This window comes from Acidimicrobiia bacterium (assembly GCA_016650365.1).
In the GTDB taxonomy this organism is placed as follows: domain Bacteria; phylum Actinomycetota; class Acidimicrobiia; order Spongiisociales; family JAENVV01; genus JAENVV01.
Genome location: JAENVV010000262.1, coordinates 1 through 16375 on the forward strand (window position 1 = coordinate 1; position 16375 = coordinate 16375).

At 59.1% G+C, this 16375-nt stretch carries 17 protein-coding genes and 1 tRNA gene; 3 read left to right on the forward strand and 15 right to left on the reverse strand.

From position 1 onward, the window contains the following. Positions 1 to 165: 165 nt before the first annotated feature. Positions 166 to 1554, forward strand: coding sequence for a glycosyltransferase (locus JJE47_14915; protein MBK5268711.1), 1389 nt, complete (start codon positions 166 to 168; stop codon positions 1552 to 1554). 136 nt (positions 1555 to 1690) lie between these two features. On the opposite strand, the gene JJE47_14920 is transcribed toward JJE47_14915, so the two are convergent. Genes JJE47_14920 through JJE47_14930 form a run of 3 tightly spaced genes read right to left on the reverse strand, consistent with a single transcriptional unit; the run spans position 1691 to position 7647 of the window. Then, positions 1691 to 4549: a UPF0182 family protein gene (locus JJE47_14920; GenBank protein ID MBK5268712.1), complete on the reverse strand. Its 2859-nt coding sequence runs from the start codon at positions 4547 to 4549 to the stop codon at positions 1691 to 1693. A 28-nt stretch (positions 4550 to 4577) separates the two neighbouring features. Next, positions 4578 to 6551 carry a DivIVA domain-containing protein gene (locus JJE47_14925; protein ID MBK5268713.1) on the reverse strand — a complete coding sequence of 658 codons (1974 nt, stop codon included), beginning with the start codon at positions 6549 to 6551 and terminating at the stop codon, positions 4578 to 4580. A 52-nt stretch (positions 6552 to 6603) separates the two neighbouring features. Beyond that, positions 6604 to 7647 (reverse strand): PDZ domain-containing protein, encoded by a 1044-nt coding sequence (locus JJE47_14930; GenBank protein ID MBK5268714.1) that lies wholly within the window; start codon positions 7645 to 7647, stop codon positions 6604 to 6606. Positions 7648 to 7747: 100 nt separating this feature from the next. Here JJE47_14930 and JJE47_14935 point away from each other — a divergent pair, with 100 nt between their 5' ends. Then, positions 7748 to 8119, forward strand: coding sequence for a hypothetical protein (locus JJE47_14935; GenBank protein ID MBK5268715.1), 372 nt, complete (start codon positions 7748 to 7750; stop codon positions 8117 to 8119). 153 nt (positions 8120 to 8272) lie between these two features. On the opposite strand, the gene rplL is transcribed toward JJE47_14935, so the two are convergent. Next, on the reverse strand, positions 8273 to 8644 hold the full coding sequence (gene rplL, locus JJE47_14940; protein ID MBK5268716.1) for a 50S ribosomal protein L7/L12: 372 nt from the start codon (positions 8642 to 8644) through the stop codon (positions 8273 to 8275). Between the two features lie 17 nt (positions 8645 to 8661). Next, entirely contained in the window at positions 8662 to 9396 is a 735-nt protein-coding gene (gene rplJ, locus JJE47_14945; GenBank protein ID MBK5268717.1) for a 50S ribosomal protein L10, read from the reverse strand. 480 nt (positions 9397 to 9876) lie between these two features. Here rplJ and JJE47_14950 point away from each other — a divergent pair, with 480 nt between their 5' ends. Beyond that, positions 9877 to 10074, forward strand: coding sequence for a hypothetical protein (locus JJE47_14950; protein MBK5268718.1), 198 nt, complete (start codon positions 9877 to 9879; stop codon positions 10072 to 10074). Here the strand turns inward: JJE47_14950 and rplA are convergent. The 10 genes from rplA to tuf form a co-directional block, all read right to left on the reverse strand. Then, the gene (gene rplA / locus JJE47_14955) at positions 10071 to 10769 is read right to left on the reverse strand and encodes a 50S ribosomal protein L1 (protein ID MBK5268719.1); all 699 of its coding nucleotides are present in this window, start codon (positions 10767 to 10769) and stop codon (positions 10071 to 10073) included. The two genes, JJE47_14950 and rplA, sit on opposite strands and share 4 nt — an antisense overlap. A 247-nt stretch (positions 10770 to 11016) precedes the next feature. Then, positions 11017 to 11448 carry a 50S ribosomal protein L11 gene (gene rplK / locus JJE47_14960; GenBank protein ID MBK5268720.1) on the reverse strand — a complete coding sequence of 144 codons (432 nt, stop codon included), beginning with the start codon at positions 11446 to 11448 and terminating at the stop codon, positions 11017 to 11019. Positions 11449 to 11573: 125 nt separating this feature from the next. After that, on the reverse strand, positions 11574 to 12332 hold the full coding sequence (nusG, locus tag JJE47_14965) for a transcription termination/antitermination protein NusG (protein MBK5268721.1): 759 nt from the start codon (positions 12330 to 12332) through the stop codon (positions 11574 to 11576). After that, positions 12329 to 12673, reverse strand: coding sequence for a preprotein translocase subunit SecE (gene secE / locus JJE47_14970; protein MBK5268722.1), 345 nt, complete (start codon positions 12671 to 12673; stop codon positions 12329 to 12331). The genes nusG and secE overlap by 4 nt, the downstream gene beginning before the upstream one ends. Positions 12674 to 12705: 32 nt before the next feature. Further along, positions 12706 to 12779: transfer RNA gene (locus JJE47_14975), tRNA-Trp, on the reverse strand. A 71-nt stretch (positions 12780 to 12850) separates the two neighbouring features. Continuing rightward, complete coding sequence (locus JJE47_14980; GenBank protein MBK5268723.1) at positions 12851 to 13243, reverse strand: hypothetical protein; 393 nt, start codon at positions 13241 to 13243, stop codon at positions 12851 to 12853. Beyond that, a complete protein-coding gene (locus tag JJE47_14985; GenBank protein MBK5268724.1) occupies positions 13240 to 13803 on the reverse strand; it encodes a sigma-70 family RNA polymerase sigma factor in 564 nt (187 codons plus the stop codon). The genes JJE47_14980 and JJE47_14985 overlap by 4 nt, the downstream gene beginning before the upstream one ends. Continuing rightward, positions 13800 to 14660: a MaoC family dehydratase N-terminal domain-containing protein gene (locus tag JJE47_14990; protein ID MBK5268725.1), complete on the reverse strand. Its 861-nt coding sequence runs from the start codon at positions 14658 to 14660 to the stop codon at positions 13800 to 13802. The genes JJE47_14985 and JJE47_14990 overlap by 4 nt, the downstream gene beginning before the upstream one ends. Positions 14661 to 15129: 469 nt before the next feature. Beyond that, entirely contained in the window at positions 15130 to 15291 is a 162-nt protein-coding gene (gene rpmG / locus JJE47_14995) for a 50S ribosomal protein L33 (protein MBK5268726.1), read from the reverse strand. A gap of 72 nt (positions 15292 to 15363) precedes the next feature. Continuing rightward, on the reverse strand, positions 15364 to 16375 hold a 1012-nt coding region (gene tuf, locus JJE47_15000; protein ID MBK5268727.1), incomplete at its 5' end, for an elongation factor Tu.

Below are 16375 nucleotides of genomic sequence, written 5' to 3' on the forward strand. Positions count from 1 at the left end.
ATTGAGGCACTCTTCGATACACTCGACCACGAAGACCGATACGCCGCTGATGCAGCGCGTGCCCAGCTCATGGCCAGGGGACCGAAGGTACATGACGATCCATCGTCGGCCGCCAGATTCGCCGGTCTCTACCAGCCTGCCACAAGCCCCGACGAGGTGACCTGAGTGTTACGGACCATTTCACTCATCATCCTGGGATTCTTCATCGCCATGGAGATCCAGACGTTGGTCCTGCTGGTTCTCTCTTCCCGAGCCCTCGTGCGCGACGCCCGAACGGCCAAATACGGTCGGGTCGAAGACATGCTCCGATCCCCTTCGACACCGCCGGTTTCGCTGATCGTTCCCGCCTATAACGAAGACGCCGGCATCGTCGAATCCGTCCGATCGCGAACCATTCTTTCGTATCCTCGCTACGAATTAATCGTCGTCAACGACGGGTCAACCGACGACACCCTTGAGCGTCTCATAGAGGCGTTCAAGCTTCGAAGGGTCGACCTGCCGATTCGGCCCGACCTGGCGCACGCCCCGATCCGGGCCATCTACAAGTCGACTCTCGCCATTCCGCTCACTGTCGTAGACAAAGAAAACGGTGGAAAGGGCGACGCTCTCAACGCCGGCATCAACGCGTCGACGTTTCCGTATGTGGTCGTGACCGACGCCGACATGATCTTCGAAGAGGATTCACTGATCCGGGTGATGCGGCCCTTTGTTCAGGACCGAGGTCACACAGTGGCAGTGGGTGGAAACATTCGACCGCTCAACGGGTGCCAGGTATCGATGGGAAGGGTGACTGAATCCAGTCTCCCCAAGTCTCTTTTGGAACTGACCCAGGTCGTCGAATACCAACGGTCCTTTCTCGGATCGCGGCCTGGCTGGTCTTTCATGAACGGCCTCCTGCTCGTGTCAGGGGCGTTCGGGGCGTTCAACAAACAGGCCGTGATCGAAGCACACGGCTTCCCCCAACACCACCTTGGCGAAGACCTGGATCTCACCATACGCTTGCATCGCACCCAGCGGGAAGCAGGCCGGCCTTACCGAATCGTGTATGCCCCCAATGCCGTCGTGTGGACCGAAGTGCCGTCAACGGCACCGGTGCTGCGTAAACAAAGGATCCGTTGGCATCGTGGCCTCAGGCAGGTGATCCAAGATCACGGAAAGATGCTCTTCAACCCACGCTACGGGTTCATCGGCATGGTCGCCTGGCCGGCCTTTTTCCTATTCGAATTCGTCGCACCGATCCTAGAAGCGCTCGGGTGGATCATCATGCCCCTCACGCTGGTCCGCTCCGAAATCGAGCCTGCCCTGGTGATCGGGCTCCTCCTGGTAACGCTCCTGATCGCCGTGCTCAACTCTCTGGCTTCGCTCTACCTCGACGAACGATACGGACACTTCAATTCGCCGCGCGACGCATTACGCCTCCTTAGGACCGCCATTCTCGAGAACTTCGGGCCCCGTCAGCGCACAGTCTGGTGGCGATTCCGGTCACTGTTCTGGCGACAAGGCAAACTCGAATGGGGCGACATGGAACGGACCGGGGTAGGCAACATCGGTTAATCGTCAGCCCCGGCCGAGTCGTCGCCTAACCATGCTGCGTTGGCTGCAATGTCGCCTGGAGTATGTCAGGCGAGGTATCGCGGTACATGTCTGTGGAAGAAAGCCCACCATGGACGACCAGGCGAACTGGCCAGCGCTACGGCGCGGGGGTCTCGGCGAGTTTGCTTAGCGCTTCGGTGATCAGGTCACGGGCCTCGTCGACCTTCGATTGGTAGGTACCGAGGTCGCCAGCGTTGAGAGCCTGTTGAGCGGCGTTAAGCGCCGCGTCAGCCGCCGCAACGAGGTCGGCTACCTCCGTAGGCAACTCCCCAATGGGCACATCCGTGATCGGTGTGATATCGATTCCGGCCTCGTAGCCCGGGAATGTGAGCGCCAGGGCCTGGTCAAGCGTCTCGCCGATGGCGATCCGATTCTCGAACACCACCGCCACCCGTTTGAACTCGGGAATGGTGTTCTCTCCATCGCCCTGGAGGTATATCGGTTGCACGAAGATGATCGACTCCTCGATCGGCACGATGAGCATCTGACCCTGGATGATCGTCGATCCCTCTTGCCCGAGCAGGGTGCGTAGCGCCGAGTAGTCCGAATCCTGGTTGATGTCTTTTCCAACCAGGCCAGGGCCGTCAAACTGGGCATTGGCGGGTAATCGGAAGTCGATGAACTCGCCGTACCGACCAGGATCACTCTTGGCGATGAGGAAAGAGATCATGTTTTCTTTGTTCTCGGGCACGAACGGTTGCATGATCAAAAAGGAAAGTTGATCCTCGCCGGGGAGCTTCATCAGCAAGTAGTACGGCAACATCGTCCGGTTCTGGAGGGCCTGTTCAGCCGCCGTTAGCTGCGCAAGGAACCGGGTGATTTCAAGCTCAGATGTGGAGGGATCGGCGGCCACCGCCCAGGGGTCCGAGTTCTCAAGAAGCTCCCGAACCTCGTCGACATGATAAAGCTGATACATATCCGCCTGCACCCGGAACAGGTCTTCCGGGTATCGCAAGTGTTCGCGAAGGGAATCAGGCATCTCGGACTGATCCGTGAACATCTCGGGGAAGACCGCCTCCCACGACTGAATAATCGGGTCGGTGTCCTCGACAACATAGAAAGTCATCGAGCCGTCATAGGCATCGACGACGGCCTTCACCGAGTTGCGGACGTAGTTGAAGCGGGTTGGCAACGGAAGTCCGGGGAAGCTCCGTGGGACGGCGGCCAGGCGGCCAGTCGCCGCCGACTGAGAGTACGGGAACGAATCAGACACCGAATACATGTCGATGACCCATTGCATACGTCCATCAACCACAACCATGTATGGATCTGAATCCGTGCGAAGGAACGGGGCGGTGGTCGCCACCATATCCAGGATGTTCCGGCGCATCATGACCTTGCTCTCACCATCAATCTGGCCCGAAATGAGCGTGTTGAAATCGGTAAAACGCAACGCGAACGCTGCCCGACGGAAGAATCCTCCCAGCGGAATGCCACCCTCCCCCTCATACGACGAGAACGTCGGGTCGGGGTCGACTTCACGCTCGTCCGAGTTGGCAAAAACGAACGTCCCGGCTTCAAGCAGTTCCCCGAAATAGACCCGCGGCTCATCGACTTCGAGCTCGGGAACCTCTGACAGCGGCGGAATGTCCTTGACCAAATAGTCGGGCTTTCCCTGGTCGGTGACATCGTTGGCAGGCGACACCACGATCCCGTATCCGTGGGTAAAGACCAGGTGTTCATTGACCCATCCACTCGACTGCTCGTCAGCAACCATTTCACGAACACCAAGCTCAACCTGCGTCTCGCGCCCGTTGAGCTCGTAACGATCTACGTCGATGTCGTCGAACTCGTAGTACGGACGAAGCTCCTGGGACGACCGGTAGGTCGACGCCAGCACCACGGGATCCCACAAGCGGAGATTCTCGACAGTGTCAGAATTGTTCGGCAAGTCGGCGGCGCTCAGCCCATTGGTCGCCGGGAATTCAACAACCTCGATATCGGCAAGGTCGAACCCGAGCTTCGTAAACTCCATGTGTTGTTCGGCGTACGGGGTCTCCTTGGTAATGAAGTTCGGCGATACCTGGAACCGTTCGACGATCTGCGGATACGCCACCCCGACGATGAGGGCCACCACCAGCCACCCGCCCCCGGCGACGGCGGGCAACAGCCAACGCTTCTGCCAGATATTCGCCAAGAAGACGAACCCCGCAACCAAAGCCACAATGGCGAGAAGCCGGTTGGCCGGGATCTGTGCGTTGACATCGGTAAAGAAAGCCCCCCGGTACGGCTCTCCCGGAGCGTCGAGCAGATCATATGAGTCGAGTAAATATCCCCAGGCCTTCGTGAAAGCCAAGGCTGCCAGGATCACACTGACATGTGACTTGACCCCCGGGCGCACCTCGGGCGGGCGGTCGGGTAGGAGTTTGATGCCGCCGTTGAGGTAATGGATAACCGCCACCACAATCAGCGTGATGACCAGTTGGGTGAAAAGCCAAACGTTGACCATTCGCATGAACGGCAACTGGAACACATACAACGAAAGATCGTTTCCAAACACCGGATCGAGCTTCCCGAACGACTCCGGGTTCAGGAACTGCAGGGCTGGGAGCGCCCAATCGACCGTTGATCCGGCACTCAGGAGGGCGAACACGCCAGCGATCAGCAGCAGGATCCGGCGCATGCGTGGCTCCAACCAGTCGTTGAAGCGCTCGATCATTTCGTCCTGCCCCTCGATCACCAGCAGATCGAAGCGGGGTGAAATCCTTTCGGCGGCATAGAGGTTCGAATACAGGATCACAAACGAGAGTACGAAACCCACGACTCCAAGTGCCAGCCGACTTCCATTAAGGGTCCACCAAACCGACGTGAGATTGACCGAATCGAACCACAAGTAGTCGGTCCACAAAACGGCCAATCTCCGGAGAACCTCGTAGGCCGCAAAGAGAACAACCGCGATGATGACCAGATTGAGCCGACGAGGAGCCCCGGTTGATGGTGATGAGTTAGAGATCATGAACCGCCATTCTATGGCGATTCAAAACTCATGCGTCGAGTACGACCGTACAAGAGCATTCGTTGTGAAGTGGAGGCACCACAGAACCGGCGAACCCACGGCTTGGTGAGACCGGTCCGGCCTCGGCCATCGTGCGACACTCGATACAACCTCGTCCGGCCACAGCCCACACCATCGTGGGTGCCTCAACGCTAACGAGAGCCCTGGCAATCCCCCGGTGGTAGGCGGCCCGAGCGATAGCCCGCACCCGCCGTTCGGCAGTATCGGTCCGCCAGGCGCGGTAGGCCCGACTAACGGCCGAGGCTGCGGCGCGTGGACCGTCCCCTTTGGAAGCCGCCGTAACCAGATCGGCGGCGATGGCCTCGGCAAACTCAACGCTGACATTGGGAATATCAGACTTGTGCGACTTGGGTCGGCCCGGATTCGAGCCGGTCATCTCCTCGACTGCTTCATAGCCAGCCGCGAACGATTCCTGAGCAACGATTGTCAGGCCACCATGAACCCGTTCGGTCAGTTCGGCGACATCCGGCTCCCACTCGTCTTCTGCAACTCGCATGTGCTCGAGGGCGATGTTCTGGGCCTCGGTGAGCTGGCGCTTGATGTCGCGAAGGACCCGATTCATAATCGGCAGCAACAGATGATCCCTCAGTTCAAGGGCATCCGCGGGGGCCTCGACGGTAGCGGCCACCAGGCGGTCCACTTGGGTCGGTTCCTCATCCGTGTCCAGCTGACGGGCGTCGTGAACCTGTTCCTGAACATCGCTCTCGGCCACCGCGGCGGTCACGACCAGAATTTCGGCTGTTTCACGCAACGCCGCGAACAGCCCGCCTAAGTCGTCCGGGTCAGGCTCGGCCGGCTGCACCGTCTCTTCCGCAGCAGCCTCGACCTGCGGAGTTTCCACGGTCTGTTCACCGGAGTCGACTTCGTCGGCAGTGGCGGTTGCGTCATCACCGGGTTCAAGCTCCTTAGCAGCAGTCTCATCTTCGCCGGTCTCGTCTTGAGCAGTGACGTCCGTCCCTTCGACTTCGTCGTGCTTGGCCGGGATGATCTTGATTATCGAGAACTCTGCTTCCTCAGGTTCGTCGGGCACCCGAGGAGCGTTGAGCCGGCGAACCTCCTCGGCCATTTCGGAGGCATCGATTGGAGCGGCATTCGGAGTGTCGACTCGCTTTGGCGCAGGAATAAGCTTGATGCCGTCCGAATCCCAGCCAGGGCTATCGGCCGAAGGCTTTTCGATAACCTTTACGGAGGAGTCGACATACGCGGCGGCCGGAGGGGCGGCCTCAAGTTCTTCGCGTTTACGCTTCAAGTCATCTTCGAGGCGAGCCACGGCGACCTGAACGGAGTCGAGTTCAGAAAGTAGCTCAACCCGGCGAACTTCCAGCGATCGAGCTCGTTCCTGAGCAGCATCGGCCTGGGTTCTCGCCTTTTCGACGATCTCATCATGTTGGGCGCGGGCGTCGACCAGGAGCCGCTCCGATTCCATTCGGGCCAGCCTCATGAGCTCTTCGCTCTCGCGGCGAGCATTCGACTGGATTCGATGAGCGTCACGTTCGGCTTTGCCAACGATGGCCAGCGCTTCCCGAGCCGCCTCTTCAACGGCATGCTTTGCCTCGTCCAAAGACTGCTCGATGAGCGTTTCAGCAGCAATCCAGGCGTCGCGCCGCAAATTCTCGGCCGCTTCGCCGGCCTCCCGACGAGACAGCTCGATCTCTTTGTGAGCCGAATCACGCCAGGCGGTCACCTCACTGGTGGCTCGATTTCGCAATGTGTCAGCGGCTTGATGGGCTGCCTCAAGAATGTGTCTGAGTTCGTCTGCGAACGAGTTGAAGTCGATCGAGGTCTCGCCCATTTGCTCGAGCCGGGCAAGGAGCGCGTCCTTTTCGCGAGCCAGTTCACTGATGCGAGCAGCCTGGCCCTCGATGTATGAGTTGACCTGACCCTGATCAAACCCTCGTAGTTTGGTCGAGAAGGTCGGCGAATCTTCGAAGCCGGTGGACATGGGCGCCACGATACCGCGCCCCGTGTCGATATCCGGCGCTTTCAGACCGAAATCACGACTGTTGACCGGTCAGGTACGCGAGCGCGTCGAGATATGTCTCAACCCGAACCTTCTCGATGTCTACGTCAAATCCCTCTAATTCATCCCAGTTGTCGGCAGGGACGAACATCACATCCGCTCCGGTCGCCTGGGCGGCGACGACCTTCTGGCGGATACCCCCGATCGGTCCAACCGAGCCATCAAGGTCAATCGTGCCGGTGCCGGCGATGACCCGGCCGCCCGCCAGGTCTTCTTCGGACAGCATGTCAATCAGGGTTAGCGTGTACATGAGACCCGCCGAAGGCCCTCCCACATTGGTCGTATCGATCTCTATGTCGATCCCCGACGTATAACGCCAGTTGTAGGTGGTAGCCAGAAACCCGACCATGGGCCGGGATGGATCGGACACATGCTCGACGAGCGTCACCGTTAGCGAGACCGGCTCCCCGTCGCGCAGAAGGTCAAGGGCGACCTCGTCGCCGACGGCACGCTCACCAATCAACGACGTCAGATCGCCGGAAGTCATTACCGGGACACCATCGACCTTGACGATCACATCGTCAGGCAGAAGCACGCCCTCGACCGGTGAGCCCTCGGTGAGCCCGGCCACAAGCACACCATCGCCACTGACGGTCACGTCATATCCGAGGTAATTGAGCGCCACGTAGACGGCGTTGGTCTTGGACTCGTCCATCGAAAGCCGATTCCTGGCGCGGTACTCCTCATCGGTTTGACCGACCGGTCGAACCGCCTCACGGGGAATAATGTCGACGGAGCTCTCGAACTGGGCCAACGCATACTCGATCACCGAAACCGGAGACAGCGAGATCGTCAGCATATAGAACTCGCCGTCAATCGGGTCCGGGTTGGCCATCGTGACGAGATCATCGATTTCGTATGCCGGACCGGGTGAAAATGAATAGTACGGAAGCGTGACCGACGCACCGACACCGATCAATATTGCAGCGATCACGATGACGACCGCAAGGACGACCGGCCAACGCGCCGGGCGGTCGGGCGTCCTGGTATCAACCGCTGGAGGAAGGAGGGTGTCCATCGAACGCATGGTAACTGTCCGGGATGCTTATCCTGCGCTCGCTCAAGGATCGAATCGCGAAAGCGACCAAGGCTGATAGCGAAGGGTTATCATCGTGGCTATGCGACCCGAACTAATCATGATCGACGAACAACGCGATGGCGAAAGCCTGACGGTCGTAGCCGTTCTCATCAGGAACAACGAGGAGTTCCGCGGCCAGGCCACTGGACCCGCCGATGCCTCCACTCACCTCGACATCGTTTGCCGGGCGACGCTCGAAGCTGCCAAGGTCGCCAGCGACCGACAACTCGACGTCGATTTCGCCGGGCTCGCCATCACCGACGTGCAGTCAAAGCCGATTGCTCTGGCCCTGGTACGGGTCGACAACGGCGAGAACGTCTACGTCGGTACCGCTCGCGTGAAGTCAGATGGTGCCACCAAGGCGGTCGCCCGGGCCATCATGGATGCCATCAACCGGCCACTGTTCGGCTAGCCACCGATAACCCCATGCGGTCCGATTCGCGGGGTCATCGGGTAACCACCCTTCAACGAGCTGCCTCGAATTCTCGCCGCCAAGCTCGTCGAGCGACCCATAAAAAAGAGGCCCGGCAGATGCCGGGCCTCTTTTCAATTGGCCGTGGTCGAACTAACGAAGTTCGACACTGGCGCCGGCAGCCTCAAGGGTCGCTTTGGCTTTTTCGGCATCTTCTTTGCTGGCACCTTCAAGAACGGTACCGTTCGCTTCGACGAGATCCTTGGCCTCTTTGAGACCAAGGTTCGTGATGCCACGGACCTCTTTGATGACCTGGATCTTCTTGTCACCGGGGCTGGTCAGGACAACATCGAACTCGTCCTTTTCTTCCTCGACGACAACATCACCGGCGGCAGCAGGAGCCATCGCCATGGCCATCGGAGCGGCAGCAGTTACCTCAAACTTCTCTTCGAACGCATCCAAGAAATCTTTGAGTTCCAGGACGGTCATTTCTCCAAAGACGTCCAATAGGTCGTCTGTACTCATCTTCGTTTTCGCCATGGTTATTCCTCCTCGGCGGCCTCGGCGACTGGCGCCTCGGTCTCTGGTTCGGTCACAACTTCTTCGTCAGCCTCGGCTGCCGGTTCAGAAACGACTTCTTCGTCAGCAGCGGCCTCTACCTGAGCAGGAGCCTCTCCGTCTGTGTCGGTCGCCTCTTGAGAAGCGGTAGCTTCCGTAGGTTCGGCCGCGTCTTGCGAAGCGGGCGCATCCTGGGAAGCGGGGTCGGTTTCTTTCTTTTCAAGCAGTTGCGAGAACAGCGACGCGGCATCGCGCGTGAACGACTGGAGCATCCCGGCAAAGTTGACCAACGGTGCCTTGGCAGCACCAGCTATCTTGGCCAACAGGACTTCGCGAGGCTCAATGTCAGCGAGCTTGGTCACCGACTCAGGGGTCAGCATCTCAGTGCCAAGAACGCCTGACTTGATAACCAATGCGTCGTTCTCTTTCGCAAAATCCCGAAGGACCTTGGCGATCGAAACGGCGTCAGTATCAGCGAAGGCCAAACCGGTGGGACCCGTGAGGTCATCACCAAATTCGATCCCAAGCTCATCGGCGGCTCGACGAGCCAACGACATCTTGACAACCTTGAACTCACCACCAGCTGCCCGAAGCGCCCGACGGAGCTTCTGCTGCTGGTTGACGCTCAGCCCACGGTACTCGGCGAGGTAAGTAGCCCGCGCCGAGCCCAACCGGTCTCTGATCTCTTCAACTGCCTGGACCTTCTCAGGTCGTGGCATAGACTCCTCCTCAATAGGAAAAGGTTCTTCGACCGCAGAACGAAGAACCTCAGAGGAGGGCTTCAACCTGCGTAGGACGAGCTTGTCGCTCTTTTGACCTCAAAGGGTCCGACGGTCTGGGGTCGAAGACTGGTCTTTTGACCAGGCTTGGAGTTGTGCCTGCAAGCATACCGGCAGGACTTCTCTGTGTCATATCCACGGGTTTTCTTCAGACGCACTCACGCGCCGTGACCGGATGAGGCCATTCTCTCCCGAACTTTCACGCGCCGTGGCATTCCATGAAATTCGCCGTAGACAGGTTCGGGAAGAGGCGCGATAGTCGAAACAGATACCCGGGGCATCACACCGGGCGGGGATAGACAACGGAAAGGCTGTCAGACAGACAAACCACTAAGACCTTCCTAACGCAGACAGATCTGTCGGGCAAGTCGCAGGAGCGACCCACTCTCTCAGAGCAATCGTGGACCCTACCCTGCGCGGTTGCGAACAGCTCCGGCGAAAGCCCTGACTCTGCTCAGCGAACGTCATCCCCACATCGAAGAACGCCCGGTCCGCAGCCCGGGCGTTCTTCTTGATTGGACGGGCGGCGAAACGTCCGGTTCGAGCCCACGCTCAGGCAACTGCAACATCGTCGGACGGTTGGCCAACGAAAACTATCGGACGATCAGGAAACGCTAAGCCTTCTTCTTTGGCACATACGGCTGAACCCGGATACCGGGGCCCATCGTTGATGCCACCGAGACGTTTCGGATGTAGACACCTTTTGAGGCAGCCGGGCGGGCGCGGCTGATTTCGCCAGAGATCGCTACGAAGTTCTCGAACAGCTTGTCGGCCTCGAACGAGACCTTGCCGATCGGGACATGCACGTTGCCGAATTTGTCGTTGCGGTATTCGATACGGCCGCCCTTGAATTCGGTTACGGCCTTGCCGATGTCCTGGGTCACGGTGCCAGCCTTCGGGTTAGGCATCAAGCCTCGTGGTCCGAGCACTCGACCGAGCGTTCCTACTTTGGCCATCATGTCGGGTGAGGCGATCATCAAATCGAAGTCGAGGGCATGGCCGGCCGTAAGTTCCGCAACAAGCTCTTCGCCACCAACGAGATCGGCACCGGCTGCTTCAGCTTCCGCGTGTTTTTCGGATGAGGCGATCACTGCAATGCGGACCGTCTTTCCGGTTCCGTTCGGGAGCGACACGGTTCCTCGCACCAGTTGATCGGCTTTGCGAGGGTCGATGCCAAGTCGAAACGCCACCTCGACGGTTTCGTCAAACGTGGCCGATGCCAGAGACTTGACGAGCTCAAACGCCTCTTCGGCCTCATAATCGTTCTTGTCGTCATACCGCTTTTTTGCTTCAACCGTCTTCTTACCGGCCATGTCTACTTTCTCCTTGTGGTCCAAGCGGCCGAAGCCTCCCACGTAATCGTCTCTTTGCTTCTAACTTCTCGCAGTTTCGGCAAAGCCGAAAGTGCATCCTGATTCTTCGAATCAGGCTGTGGTCCAAGCGGCCGAAGCCTCCCACGTATACGCTCTCTAAATTATCCGCAGTTTCGGCAAAGCCGTCCCTGCTACCGCAGCAGTTTTGGCGAGCCAAAACTGCAACCTGATTCGAAGAATCAGGCGATCAGCCCTTGACAGTGATGCCCATCGAACGAGCGGTGCCCTCGATGATCTTCATGGCTGCCTCGATGTCATTGGCATTGAGGTCGATCATCTTGGTCTCGGCGATCTGACGTACCTGGTCACGGGTGACCGATCCCACCTTGACGGTGTGAGGCGTGGCGGAACCCTTCTCAAGGCGCGCAGCCTGACGGAGTAGAACCGGTGCCGGCGGCGTCTTGGTGATAAACGTAAATGACCGATCTTCAAAGACCGAGATTTCCACCGGAATGATGGTCCCGGTCTGCTTCGCCGTTGCCTCGTTGTACGCCTTGACGAAGTCCATGATGTTGACACCGTGCTGACCAAGCGCCGGACCAACGGGCGGGGCCGGGCTGGCTTGGCCAGCCGGGATCTGCAGTTTGATTACGGTCATCAGTCTCTTGCGACCCATTATGTTTCCTTGATTTGAGGGTTTGGTTGCTTCTCAGGCTCCGATCAGAAGCGGATGCCGGCATCGGAGCAAGACGCCACCATCGGATCAGGCCTGAAGGCGAAGCCGAGGCTTCCCCGAATGTTTGGTTAGTTCTTTTGAATGTCGGTGAAACCCAATTCCAGTGGAGTGTCTCGCCCAAAGATGTCGACGAGAACGGTGACTTTGGACTGATCGAGGTTGATGGATTCGATGATGCCGTTGAAATCGGCGAATGGCCCAACCACAACCCTGACCGAATCGCCCATTTCCCACTCGGGTTTGAATTGCGGAGCTTTGGCCTCTTCGTCGACTTCGGCGCCACCGAGGAACCGTTCTACCTCTCGCCGGGACAGTGGAACGGGCTTCGTACCCGAACCAACGAATCCGGTGACGGCTGGCGTGTTACGAACGGCATACCACGTGTCGTCATCGAGATACATGCGGCACAGGACATAGCCGGGCAACGACTTGCGTTGTACGGTCTCTTTCTTGCCATTCTTGATTTCGACGACGTCTTCCATCGGGATGACGATTTCAAAGATGCGGTCTTCAAGATGCATGGACTTCGTACGGGTTTCCAGGTTCATCTTGACTTTGTTCTCATACCCGGAATACGAGTTGATCACATACCAGTCGCCTTGCTTGTCGTAAGGGCTGACCGGCTTGGCCGGTACGACCTCGGCCGGTTCGGCTACGACGGGTTCCGCTTCGGCAGGTACGGCGTCCGCAAGCGGCTCGACGACCTCGGCCACGACCGATTCGACCGCGACCTCGCCGTCTACGTCAGTCGTCGGCGCGGCGTCAAGTTCGGGAGCCTCAGCTTCTTCGATCTCTTCAACCGCGTCGTCTTGCGCGATGTCACTCATATTCCCAACTCCAAGATGTACAGAAGACCCGCTTTAAAACCTATGTCAATCGCGAACACGAATGCGGTCAGCGCGACGGTGGTGATCATCGTCACGGTGGTGAAGGCCACCATCTGCTCCCGGGTCGGCCACGACACTCGCTTCAGTTCCGCCCGGACTTCCTTGAGGAAGTGCCAGACACGCCGGAAAAAGGGTTCCCTGGCCTTCGTGGCCGGGGCAGCCCGCTTGGCAGCGGCGCGCTGAACAGCAGACTTTCCAGCCTGCGATTCTTTCTCCTGCTGTGCGGCCCTTTCAAGACGCCGTTGCTCACGATCTTGGATGCGGCGTTGATCTCGGTTCATGATCTTGTTGGTTCCTCATTCTGTCCGTGAAGCAGGGGTGGTGGGGTTCGAACCCACAACCTCCGGTTTTGGAGACCGGCGCTCTGCCAGTTCGAGCTACACCCCTCTGGAGGGGAATTTCAGGCGCGGTAAGCAAGTATACGAATCCAAAGGTCGAACTGTAAAGCCGAGACGGAACTACGCGTCCGGATCGGACCGCGAAACCAGGGGATTCCGTCTCGAACCGACCGCCGCCAGGGCAACTCCAACACAAACGGCCAGCCCGGCCGCAACCGCCAGCCTTCCCCATGAGCGTGACTTATACGGGTCATCAAGGCGCCCCATTACCGCGTCGACGAGCGAAGCCGGCGGAGTCCAGGAGTACCTCCGACCCTCTTCAAGAAGTTTGGCAATCTGTCGAAGTCGATCGGCCTCGCTTCGACAGACCAAACAGGACGACAAGTGGGTGGCGATCGATTCGGGTAGCGGCGTTGACGAACCGATGTATTCGGGAAGCAGTCTTCCGATCGATCGACAGCGCATCTGATAGGTCCGCGAAGCGGCCGCGGCTCCAATCCGATCGAGATTCACCAGTCGACATCCACAAGGAGAGCCCGAAGGCGTCGTCTGGCCCGATGCAGTCGCACCTTGGCGGCGCCGGCGGTAATCCCGAGCGCCTCAGCGATCTCAAGATGCGACCAGCCTTCGACGTCTTTGAGGACCACCACCATTCGCTGTTCGGCTGTCAGCGTATTGAGCGCTTCACGCAACGCCACCGCCAGATGGAGCGTGTCGTCAAGATGACCGGGGTTGTGTCGGCGAGTTTCGTCTACAACCGTTCGAACCTCGTCGATGTCGGCATGCCGGTGACGCTTCTGGCGGCGCCGGTGAGTCCAGGCCGTATTGACGGTGATGCGATGCAGCCACGTTGAAAAGGCCGCATCCCCGCGAAACGCCGGCAGGGCTCGCCAGGCACGGACGAACGTCTCCTGAGCGACATCTTCGGCGAGATGGGGGTCGCGCACGAGTCGAACGGCCAACGTGTAGACATCCCGCTGATTCTGCTCAACGAGTTGGCGAAAGGCGTCCCGGTCGCCTGACTGAGCGGCCTCCACCCAGTGATCGTTGGGGTGAATCGGGTGCGAACTCATCGAGTCACCCGCACCTGGGCAGTGACACAGACCTCACCAGCCGAGGCGAGAGTCATATCGACTTGAGCTGCGGTCGAGTCCATAGCCGTTACGGTACCGCTAATCCGCCCACTATCTCCTGCCAGGAGCGGCTTCTTGAACCGGACGGACGCCCTGGACAACGGCACGGGTGCGTCAGTGTGCCGCCCGGCAGCCTGGAACAACCAGGCGGCAAGGAGCAGGCCGTGACAGATAACCCGTGGCAGACCCCCCGCCCGCGCGGTGGCATGATCCCAGTGGATTGGATTGAAGTCAGAAGAGGCCGAGGCGTAGCGAACCAGGTCTGCCCGGCTCGCCGATTTCGAAACCGGTGCGATGGCTGATCCGGCAGAAGGCATCCGCTCGGGGCGGACTATCTGGTTGTCACCGCGCCGATGAACGTCTGGCTCGACCTGTTCGGCATCACTTGCCGGCGGTGCCTCCGGCGACATGATGAAGGTGGAAGACGAAGAGATCACCGGTTCTCCGCCATGATCCACAATGGCAGCCCCGAAGGACACGAACGCCATGCCGCCACGTTCGCGAATCCGCTCAACCGTCGCAGTAACGGCCAGCTCACTGCCGATCAGAACCGGCCGATGCCACTCGAACGTCTGATCCGCATGTAACAAAATGCGGTTGTAGTCGCCAACATCCGACCCGAACAAGAATTCGGGAGCTGCGGCGAATAGAGCCACCGACGCTATCGACGGCGGAGCAAATGTCGTCCACCGGATCGGATCATCACCCGTGGCCGCCACATAAGCACTCACCAGCTGGGGCGTAACGGCCACCGAAAACGGTCCATATGACCGGCCAGCCAGATGATCGATACTCATGAGTTCACAGTAGTCGCGCCTCTCGCCCGACGCCGTTCCGCCCGGCCCATATACGACGGTCAGTCCAACCCGGGCCCGGTTCCTACTACCAAACCACCATGCAGTCTGTAACGCTCCACCAGCCTTTTTACCGGCCACCTTCCGACGACGGGGCCTTCCCCCCCAACCGGACCTAACGACTCTGGGAGGTGCGTACCAGCGGTCACACTGCGTGGATTCACAGCGTTGCTCTAACCCGGTCCAGCTGCAAAAAGAAAAGGACGGCCGGGTGGCCGTCCTTTCTTGAGACCCACAAATTCCGCCCGCAGGTTCAGTGCTGGACACGGTACCACTAAGCACATCCGTGTTGTTTTGAGAATCCCGTACTTACTTGCAGCTAGTCCGAATCACCCGAAAGGCGAGCAGCAGAACGCGGAGAACCACTCGCTCCGCCGCACACCGAAACGAGGCCCCGGGGGCCTCGTTTCGTTCAGCGAGTTTCTTTGTGATTGGTGTGTGTTCGACACCATGAGCAGTACTTGGATAGTTCCAAGCGCTCTTTCGTGTTGGACTTGTTTTTGGTCGTCACGTAGTTGCGATGTTTGCACGTCTCGCAAGCCAGCGTGATGGCCGGTCGTTTGTCAGAGGGCATTCTCTGGTTTCCTTCGGTTTTGCAGAACCCGGGCGGGAATTTCCCGCCCGGGAGCTGCGAAGCTCAGATGAGCTATTTGATCACCTTCGTGACGAAGCCGGCACCGACGGTGCGACCACCTTCACGAATGGCGAACTTGAGGCCTTCTTCCATGGCAATCGGAGCGATAAGTTCCACGGTCATTTCCGTGTTGTCGCCCGGCATAACCATTTCGGTACCTGCCGGCAGGGTCACTGAACCCGTCACGTCGGTCGTCCGGAAATAGAACTGCGGACGGTAACCGGCGAAGAACGGGTTCTGACGACCGCCCTCATCACGGGTGAGAATGTAGACCGAAGCCTCGAACTCGGTGTGAGGAGTAATCGAACCCGGCTTGGCCAGAACCTGGCCGCGCTCGACTTCGTCCTTACCGACACCACGAACCAGAACACCGACGTTGTCTCCGGCGCGTCCCTCATCAAGCAACTTGCGGAACATTTCGATGCCGGTTGCAACAGTTTTCCTGGTGGGCTTGATGCCAACGATCTCGACTTCTTCGTTGACCTTCAAGATCCCCTGCTCGACCTTGCCGGTCACAACCGTTCCACGGCCGGTGATCGAGAAAACATCCTCGATCGACATGAGGAATGGCTTATCGGTGTCACGCTCGGGCTCGGGGATGTACGAGTCGACCGCGTCCATGAGTTCCATGATCTGCTCGGCAGCAGCTTCGTCACCATCAAGGGCTTTGAGTGCTGAACCACGGATCACCGGAACGTCGTCACCGGGGAATTCGTACTCGCTCAGAAGTTCACGAACCTCGAGCTCGACGAGTTCAAGTAGTTCCTCATCATCAACCATGTCGGTCTTGTTCAGGAACACAACGATGCTCGGAACCCCGACCTGACGGGCGAGCAGCACATGCTCACGGGTCTGTGGCATGGGGCCGTCAGCGGCCGACACGACAAGAATGGCACCGTCGACCTGGGCCGCACCGGTGATCATGTTCTTGATGTAGTCAGCGTGACCTGGCATGTCGACATGTGCGTAGTGACGCTTCGCCGTCTCATACTCGACATGGGAAATCGAGATCGTGATGCCACGC

Excerpts from the sequence above, each read along its gene's own strand:
- JJE47_14920 (MBK5268712.1), bottom strand. The coding sequence starts at position 4,549 with ATGATCTCTAACTCATCACCATCAACCGGGGCTCCTCGTCGGCTCAAT.
- JJE47_14925 (MBK5268713.1), bottom strand. The coding sequence starts at position 6,551 with ATGTCCACCGGCTTCGAAGATTCGCCGACCTTCTCGACCAAACTACGA.
- JJE47_14930 (MBK5268714.1), bottom strand. The coding sequence starts at position 7,647 with ATGGACACCCTCCTTCCTCCAGCGGTTGATACCAGGACGCCCGACCGC.
- JJE47_14935 (MBK5268715.1), top strand. The coding sequence starts at position 7,748 with ATGCGACCCGAACTAATCATGATCGACGAACAACGCGATGGCGAAAGC.
- rplL (MBK5268716.1), bottom strand. The coding sequence starts at position 8,644 with ATGAGTACAGACGACCTATTGGACGTCTTTGGAGAAATGACCGTCCTG.
- rplJ (MBK5268717.1), bottom strand. The coding sequence starts at position 9,396 with ATGCCACGACCTGAGAAGGTCCAGGCAGTTGAAGAGATCAGAGACCGG.
- rplA (MBK5268719.1), bottom strand. The coding sequence starts at position 10,769 with ATGGCCGGTAAGAAGACGGTTGAAGCAAAAAAGCGGTATGACGACAAG.
- nusG (MBK5268721.1), bottom strand. The coding sequence starts at position 12,332 with ATGAGTGACATCGCGCAAGACGACGCGGTTGAAGAGATCGAAGAAGCT.
- secE (MBK5268722.1), bottom strand. The coding sequence starts at position 12,673 with ATGAACCGAGATCAACGCCGCATCCAAGATCGTGAGCAACGGCGTCTT.
- JJE47_14985 (MBK5268724.1), bottom strand. The coding sequence starts at position 13,803 with ATGAGTTCGCACCCGATTCACCCCAACGATCACTGGGTGGAGGCCGCT.
- JJE47_14990 (MBK5268725.1), bottom strand. The coding sequence starts at position 14,660 with ATGAGTATCGATCATCTGGCTGGCCGGTCATATGGACCGTTTTCGGTG.
- rpmG (MBK5268726.1), bottom strand. The coding sequence starts at position 15,291 with ATGCCCTCTGACAAACGACCGGCCATCACGCTGGCTTGCGAGACGTGC.